The organism is Pseudoalteromonas sp. J010, assembly GCF_003934235.1.
Lineage (GTDB): Bacteria > Pseudomonadota > Gammaproteobacteria > Enterobacterales > Alteromonadaceae > Pseudoalteromonas > Pseudoalteromonas peptidolytica.
The window spans coordinates 108,546-116,441 of the sequence record NZ_RDBW01000009.1; the positions used below are offsets into that span (position 1 = coordinate 108,546).

At 45.0% G+C, this 7,896-nt stretch carries 4 protein-coding genes and 1 pseudogene; all 5 read left to right on the forward strand.

Features of this window, described 5'->3' with window-relative positions:
• Positions 1-106 precede the first annotated feature (106 nt).
• Positions 107-4,288, forward strand: coding sequence for a DNA-directed RNA polymerase subunit beta' (gene rpoC, locus EAG18_RS06400; protein ID WP_125251555.1), 4,182 nt, complete (start codon positions 107-109; stop codon positions 4,286-4,288).
• Between the two features lie 385 nt (positions 4,289-4,673).
• Positions 4,674-5,048 carry a 30S ribosomal protein S12 gene (rpsL, locus tag EAG18_RS06405; RefSeq protein ID WP_010387308.1) on the forward strand — a complete coding sequence of 125 codons (375 nt, stop codon included), beginning with the start codon at positions 4,674-4,676 and terminating at the stop codon, positions 5,046-5,048.
• Positions 5,049-5,149: 101 nt separating this feature from the next.
• Positions 5,150-5,620, forward strand: a complete 471-nt coding sequence (gene rpsG, locus EAG18_RS06410; RefSeq protein ID WP_099031881.1) for a 30S ribosomal protein S7 — start codon at positions 5,150-5,152, stop codon at positions 5,618-5,620.
• A 27-nt stretch (positions 5,621-5,647) separates the two neighbouring features.
• The gene (gene fusA / locus EAG18_RS06415) at positions 5,648-7,762 is read left to right on the forward strand and encodes an elongation factor G (RefSeq protein WP_125251556.1); all 2,115 of its coding nucleotides are present in this window, start codon (positions 5,648-5,650) and stop codon (positions 7,760-7,762) included.
• Between the two features lie 57 nt (positions 7,763-7,819).
• Positions 7,820-7,896 (forward strand): annotated as a pseudogene (locus EAG18_RS06420) (elongation factor Tu); the annotation flags it as partial.

The window sequence follows — 7,896 nt, forward strand, 5'->3', positions numbered from 1 at the left end:
GACCGCCGCAGTGCGCTGCGGCGTTGCTTAACAGCAACCGGACTGAAAAGAATGTAGGGGTAAACAGCGTTTACCCTCAAGATTAACCTCCGACAGGAGAGCTAAGGTGAAAGACTTACTTAAGTTTCTGAAGCAACAAAATAAGACCGAAGAATTCGACGCAATTCGCATTGGTCTTGCTTCGCCAGACATGGTGCGTTCATGGTCTTACGGTGAAGTAAAGAAACCTGAGACAATCAACTATCGTACTTTCAAGCCTGAGCGTGATGGCTTATTCTGTGCCCGTATTTTCGGCCCAGTAAAAGATTACGAGTGTTTGTGTGGTAAATACAAGCGCTTGAAGCACCGTGGTGTTATCTGTGAAAAGTGTGGCGTTGAAGTAACGCTAACAAAAGTACGTCGTGACCGTATGGGTCACATTGAGCTGGCTAGCCCAGTTGCACATATTTGGTTCTTGAAATCACTTCCGTCACGTATTGGCTTAATGCTAGATATGACGCTTCGTGATATCGAACGTGTACTTTACTTCGAATCATTCGTGGTAACTGAGCCAGGTATGACTACGCTTGAGCGCGGTCAATTACTAGGTGAAGAAGAATACCTAGATGCGCTTGAAGAGCACGGTGATGAGTTTGAAGCTAAGATGGGTGCAGAAGCTGTACTTGATCTACTTCGCGAGCTAGACCTTGGTCAGTTAATCGCTGAAATGCGTGAAGAGTTACCAACAATCAACTCTGAAACCAAGCGTAAGAAAATCACCAAGCGCCTAAAACTAATGGAAGCGTTCCACCAATCAGGTAACAACCCTGAGTGGATGGTAATGAGCGTATTACCAGTACTTCCACCAGATCTACGTCCTCTAGTACCACTAGATGGCGGTCGTTTTGCGACTTCAGATCTGAACGACCTTTACCGTCGTGTAATCAACCGTAACAATCGTTTGAAGCGTCTTCTAGACTTAGCTGCACCTGACATCATCGTACGTAACGAAAAGCGTATGCTTCAAGAGGCGGTTGATGCGCTACTTGATAATGGTCGTCGTGGCCGTGCAATTACAGGTTCTAACAAGCGTCCACTTAAGTCGCTTGCAGACATGATTAAAGGTAAGCAAGGTCGTTTCCGTCAAAACCTTCTAGGTAAGCGTGTTGACTACTCAGGCCGTTCTGTTATCACCGTTGGTCCTACGCTGAAACTACATCAGTGTGGTCTACCTAAGAAGATGGCACTTGAGCTATTCAAGCCATTTATCTACGGTAAATTAGAGCGCCGTGGTATGGCGACAACCATCAAAGCTGCGAAGAAGATGGTTGAGCGTGAAGTACCTGAGGTTTGGGACGTACTAGACGAAGTTATCCGTGAGCATCCGGTTTTACTTAACCGTGCACCAACACTTCACCGTCTAGGTATCCAAGCATTCGAACCTGTACTTATCGAAGGTAAAGCGATTCACCTGCACCCGCTAGTGTGTGCGGCGTACAACGCTGACTTCGATGGTGACCAAATGGCGGTTCACGTCCCACTGACGCTTGAAGCGCAGTTGGAAGCGCGTGCATTGATGATGTCTACCAACAACATCCTAGCACCAGCGAACGGTGAGCCAATTATCGTTCCTTCACAGGACGTTGTACTAGGTCTTTACTACATGACTCGCGATCGCATCAACGGTAAAGGTGAAGGCACCGTATTTAAAGATGCAAAAGAAGCTGAAAAAGCATACCGTGTAGGTGCTGCTGAGCTTCACGCTCGTGTTAAAGTGCGTATCACAGAAGTGACTATCGACGAAGAAACACGTGAGCGCGGCACGTTAACTCACCTAGTAGATACGACAGTAGGTCGTGCAATCCTTTCATTGAATATCCCTGAAGGTTTGCCGTTTGAACTGATCAATAAACCACTAGGTAAGAAACAAATTTCAGGTCTTCTTAATGAGTGTTACCGTCGTCTAGGTCTTAAAGATACAGTTATCTTTGCTGACCAGGTGATGTATACCGGTTTCCACTACGCGATGAAGTCTGGTGTTTCTATCGGTATCAATGACATGGTAATCCCACCAACTAAAGGTGAGATCATCGATCGTGCGGAAGCTGAGGTTGCAGAAATCAACCAACAGTTCCAATCAGGTCTTGTAACTGCCGGTGAGAAATACAACAAAGTTATCGATATCTGGTCACGTGTAAACGAAAACCTTTCTCGCGAGATGATGGCTAACCTTTCAAAAGAAACGGTTATCAACGCTGAAGGCAACGAAGAAGAGCAACCGTCATTTAACTCAGTGTTTATGATGGCAGACTCGGGCGCTCGTGGTAGTGCTGCTCAGATCCGTCAGCTAGCGGGTATGCGTGGTCTAATGGCACGTCCAGATGGTTCAATCATCGAAACGCCAATTACAGCGAACTTCCGTGAAGGTCTAAACGTACTACAGTACTTTATCTCGACGCACGGTGCACGTAAGGGTCTAGCGGATACTGCACTTAAGACAGCGAACTCGGGTTACCTAACTCGTCGTCTAGTAGACGTAGCACAAGATTTGGTTATCAACGAATCAGACTGTGGCACCGAAGAAGGTCTAGTAATGAAGCCGCTAATCGAAGGTGGTGACGTTGTAGAACCACTTCGCGAGCGAGTACTAGGTCGTGTTGTTGCGGAAGATGTATGTAAGCCAGGTACTACTGAAGTACTTGTTGCACGTAACGTAATGATTGACGAAAAACTGTGTGATCTTTTAGAAGAGCACTCAGTAGACGAAGTTAAAGTACGTTCTGTAATCACCTGTCAAAACGATTTTGGTGTGTGTGCACACTGTTACGGTCGTGACTTGGCCCGTGGTCATATCATCAATCCTGGTGAAGCAGTTGGTGTAATCGCGGCACAGTCAATCGGTGAGCCGGGTACACAGCTTACGATGCGTACATTCCACATCGGTGGTGCGGCATCTCGAGCGTCTGCAGAGAACAGTGTTCAAGTTAAGAACAATGGTAACTTGAAACTGCACAATGCGAAGTTTGTAATCAATGCTGATGGCAAAATCGTTATCACGTCTCGTTCAACCGAGATCACGATTATCGATGAGCACGGTCGTGAGAAAGAGCGTTATAAAGTACCTTACGGTGCAGTATTAACTGTACAAGATGGTGCTGACGTTAAAGGTAACGACATCGTTGCTACTTGGGATCCGCATAGTCACCCAATCATCATTGAACATGAATCAAAAGTATCGTTCAGCGATATCGACGATTCAAACACTGAAGCACAGACTGATGAGTTAACTGGTCTAACACGTGTGGTTGTTAAGGATCTTGCGAAAGTAAACGCGAAAGAGCCTAAACTAATCATTGAGAACGAAGAGCGTGGTCTTCAAGAGATCCGTCTACCTTCATTCACAACGATTGAAATCACAGATGGTGCAACAGTACTACCAGGTTCTGTACTAGCTCGTATCCCACAAGAAGGTTCGAAGACACGTGACATTACGGGTGGTCTACCTCGAGTTGCTGACCTATTCGAAGCGCGTAAACCAAAAGATCCTGCAATTCTTGCAGAAATCACAGGTACTGTTAGCTTCGGTAAAGAGACCAAAGGTAAGAAGCGCCTTGTGATCACACCTGATGAAGGTGATGCGTACGAAGAAATGATCCCGAAATGGCGTCAGCTTAACGTGTTCGAAGGTGAGCAAGTGGCTAAAGGTGAAGTTATTGCCGATGGTCCAGAATCACCGCACGATATCCTACGTTTGCGTGGTGTTACTGATGTATCTAATTACATCACTAACGAGGTACAAGAAGTATACCGCCTACAGGGTGTAAAGATTAACGATAAGCACATTGAGACTATCGTTCGTCAGATGCTTCGTAAGTGTATCATCCTTGATGGTGGTGACAGCGAATTCTTAGCAGGTGAGCAAGCAGAAGTTGCGCGCGTTAACATCGCAAATCGTGAGCTAGAAAAGCAAGGTAAGATCCCGGCTAAGTTTGAAATTCAGCTGATGGGTATTACCAAAGCATCACTTGCGACTGAGTCGTTCATCTCAGCTGCATCGTTCCAAGAAACAACTCGTGTTCTAACGGAAGCGGCTGTGAATGGTAAGAGCGATGAGCTACGTGGTCTGAAAGAAAACGTAATCGTGGGTCGTTTGATCCCAGCGGGTACAGGTTTTGCTTACCATGAAGAGCGTATCAATCGTCGTAAGCAAGGCGAAGCTGCACTTGAAGAACAAACAGTAAGTGCGGAAGAAGCAACTCAAGCGCTAACAGACGCATTAAACGCTGATTTACTAGGTGGCAACGAGTAATCGAGTCAGTTAGCTAAATAAGTTAAAAACCGCTGTGCTAACTCCACAGCGGTTTTTTTATGCCTATACTATTATGGTCTATTTAAGGAAAAGCATGCCAAAGTTGCGACCTGTCGTGTTGCCATCAAAACGTCATATGAATATGTATACTGCAATAATCGTTTTTCCGCTAATCCCATAAGATTTGTTAACTTTCAATAAGTTCAAGCTGAAAATAGGCTAGGTTCAAGGTATTTAAAGACCGCTAATGATTACTTTTGGTTGACAGGTTAAACTTTGGTCATTAAAATTCGGCCACCCATTTTAGTCGTTCAATAAATTGAAGCAGACTTAAATGGTAAGATTTTATTTTTCAGTAGTAATTTATTAATTCAGGAGCTATTTAATGGCAACTATTAACCAGCTAGTGCGTAAGCCACGTCGTAGCAAGGTTACTAAGAGCAACTCAGCTGCTCTTAAAGCTTGTCCACAAAAGCGTGGAGTATGTACTCGTGTATATACAACGACACCAAAGAAACCAAACTCTGCATTACGTAAAGTAGCGCGTGTTCGTCTAACGAACGGTTTCGAAGTAACTTCATACATTGGCGGTGAAGGTCACAACCTTCAAGAGCACAGTGTAATCCTAATCCGTGGTGGTCGTGTTAAAGACTTACCAGGTGTGCGTTTCCACACAGTTCGTGGTGCGCTTGACTGTGCGGGTGTTAACGACCGTAAGCAAGGTCGTTCTAAGTACGGTGCAAAACGTCCTAAGGGCTAATGGTTCTCCGTTAGTAAGGCCAAGCACTTAAGTTTTAAATTTTTATATATTGTTTTGGGAATCCGTGTAACACACGGACCTGAAGATACCGGAGAAAGAAAATGCCTAGAAGACGCGTAATAGGTCAACGTAAAATTCTTCCAGATCCGAAGTTCGGATCAGAGCTTCTTGCTAAATTCGTTAACGTAGTAATGCTTGACGGCAAGAAATCTACTGCTGAAAAAATCGTATATGGTGCGCTAGACGTGGCTGCTGAAAAATCAGGCAAGTCGCACCTAGAAATCTTTGAAGCTGCACTTGATAACGTTCGCCCACAGGTAGAGGTTAAATCTCGCCGTGTTGGTGGTTCAACGTACCAAGTACCAGTAGAAGTACGTCCAGTGCGTCGTAACGCACTAGGTATGCGTTGGTTGGTTGAAGCTGCTCGTAAGCGTGGCGAAAAATCAATGGGTCTTCGTCTTGCTCAAGAGATGATCGACGCTGCTGAAAACAAAGGCACTGCGGTTAAGAAACGTGAAGACGTTCACCGTATGGCTGAAGCGAACAAAGCATTCGCTCACTACCGTTGGTAATCTGCTAACACCCTTTAAGAGGATATTATGGCACGGACAACTCCTATTGAGCGCTACCGTAACATCGGTATTTGTGCTCACGTAGATGCGGGTAAAACAACTACGACCGAGCGCGTACTTTTCTATACTGGTCTTTCTCATAAGATTGGTGAAGTACATGACGGTGCCGCAACTATGGACTGGATGGAGCAGGAGCAAGAGCGTGGTATCACGATCACTTCTGCTGCAACAACGTGTTTTTGGAAAGGGATGGATGCTCAGTTTGATGAGCATCGTATAAACATCATCGATACTCCAGGACACGTAGATTTTACTATCGAAGTAGAGCGCTCATTGCGTGTACTTGATGGTGCTGTTGTTGTGTTGTGTGCTTCATCAGGTGTGCAACCGCAAACTGAGACGGTTTGGCGTCAGGCAAATAAGTATGAAGTGCCACGTATGATTTTTGTCAATAAGATGGATCGTACGGGTGCAGATTTCTTGTCTGTAGTTGAGCAAGTTAAAAAACGTCTTGGTGCTACACCTGTGCCTATTCAGTTGCCGATTGGTGCTGAAGACGAATTTAAAGGTGTTATTGACCTCATCAAAATGAAAGCGATTAACTGGAATGAAGAAGACCAGGGGATGACTTTCACTTACGAAGAGGTCCCTGCAGACCTTCAGGAGCTTGCTGAAGAATGGCGCTCTCATCTAATTGAGAGTGCAGCAGAAGCTTCTGAAGAACTAATGGAAAAATATCTTGAAGATGGTGAGTTGAGCGAAGAAGAGATTAAATCAGCCCTTCGCCAACGCACATTGGCCAATGAAATTGTGCCTATGACGACAGGTAGCGCATTCAAGAACAAAGGTGTTCAAGCTGTGCTTGACGCTGTAATTGAATTCATGCCGTCGCCTACTGAAGTAAAGGCTATCCAAGGTGTCTTAGATGACGAAACCGAAGATACGCGTGAAGCTGACGATAATGCACCGTTTGCGGCGCTTGCATTTAAGATCGCAACCGATCCATTCGTCGGCACACTTACTTTCTTCCGAGTTTATTCTGGTAAAGTGAGCCAGGGTGATTCGGTACTAAATCCTGTTAAAGGTAAAAAAGAGCGTTTTGGACGTATTGTTCAAATGCACTCTAACTCGCGTGAAGAGATTAAAGAAGTTCATGCGGGTGACATCGCGGCTGCTATCGGCCTAAAAGATGTAACTACTGGTGATACACTTTGTGCTCAAGAAGCGCCAATTACGTTAGAACGTATGGAATTTCCTGAGCCCGTAATCTCAGTCGCAGTAGAACCTAAAACAGTAGCTGACCAAGAAAAAATGGGCGTTGCTCTCGGTAAACTTGCAGCAGAAGATCCTTCATTCCGCGTAGAAACGGACGAAGAATCAGGTCAAACGATTATCTCTGGTATGGGTGAGCTTCACTTAGATATCATTGTCGATCGTATGAAGCGTGAGTTTAACGTTGTGTGTAACGTTGGTAAGCCTCAGGTTGCATACCGTGAAACTATCCGAGCTTCTGTTGAAGCTGAAGGTAAGTTTGTGCGTCAATCTGGTGGTCGTGGTCAATATGGTCACGTTTGGTTGAAGCTAGAACCAATGGATGTCTCTGATGATGATGCGCCAATATATGAATTCGTTAACGAAATCGTAGGCGGTACAGTACCAAAAGAGTATATCCCAGCGGTTGATAAAGGGATTCAAGAGCAGATGAAGCAAGGTGTTCTTGCTGGTTATCCGCTATTGGGTGTCAAAGCCACTTTGTTTGATGGCTCGTTCCACGATGTCGATTCAAACGAGATGGCGTTTAAAATCGCCGGTTCGATGGGCTTTAGAAATGGTGCGCTAGAAGCAAGTCCAGTTTTACTTGAGCCTGTCATGAAAGTAGAAGTAATCACCCCTGAAGAAAACATGGGTGATGTAGTAGGCGATTTAAACCGTCGTCGTGGCATAATTGAAGGCATGGAAGAAGCATTTGGTGGCTCTAAGCAAGTTAATGCTCAGGTACCGCTTTCTGAAATGTTTGGTTATGCAACAGATTTACGCTCTGCTACTCAGGGTCGCGCATCATACTCAATGGAGTTTCTAAAGTATGCTGAAGCGGCTAAAAATGTAGCTGATGCAATAATTGCAGCTCGCGCTGTTAAGTAATTTTAGTTCGGTCCGGTCTTAGGGCTGGACTTTAATTTCTTTATAGGAAATTTTAAAATGGCAAAAGAAAAGTTTGAACGCGTAAAACCGCACGTAAACGTAGGTACAATCGGCCACGTTGACCACGGTAAAAC

What these genes read in the sequence shown, in the direction of transcription:
- rpsL (WP_010387308.1), top strand. Translation starts at nt 4,674, where the DNA reads ATGGCAACTATTAACCAGCTAGTGCGTAAGCCACGTCGTAGCAAGGTT.
- rpsG (WP_099031881.1), top strand. Translation starts at nt 5,150, where the DNA reads ATGCCTAGAAGACGCGTAATAGGTCAACGTAAAATTCTTCCAGATCCG.
- fusA (WP_125251556.1), top strand. Translation starts at nt 5,648, where the DNA reads ATGGCACGGACAACTCCTATTGAGCGCTACCGTAACATCGGTATTTGT.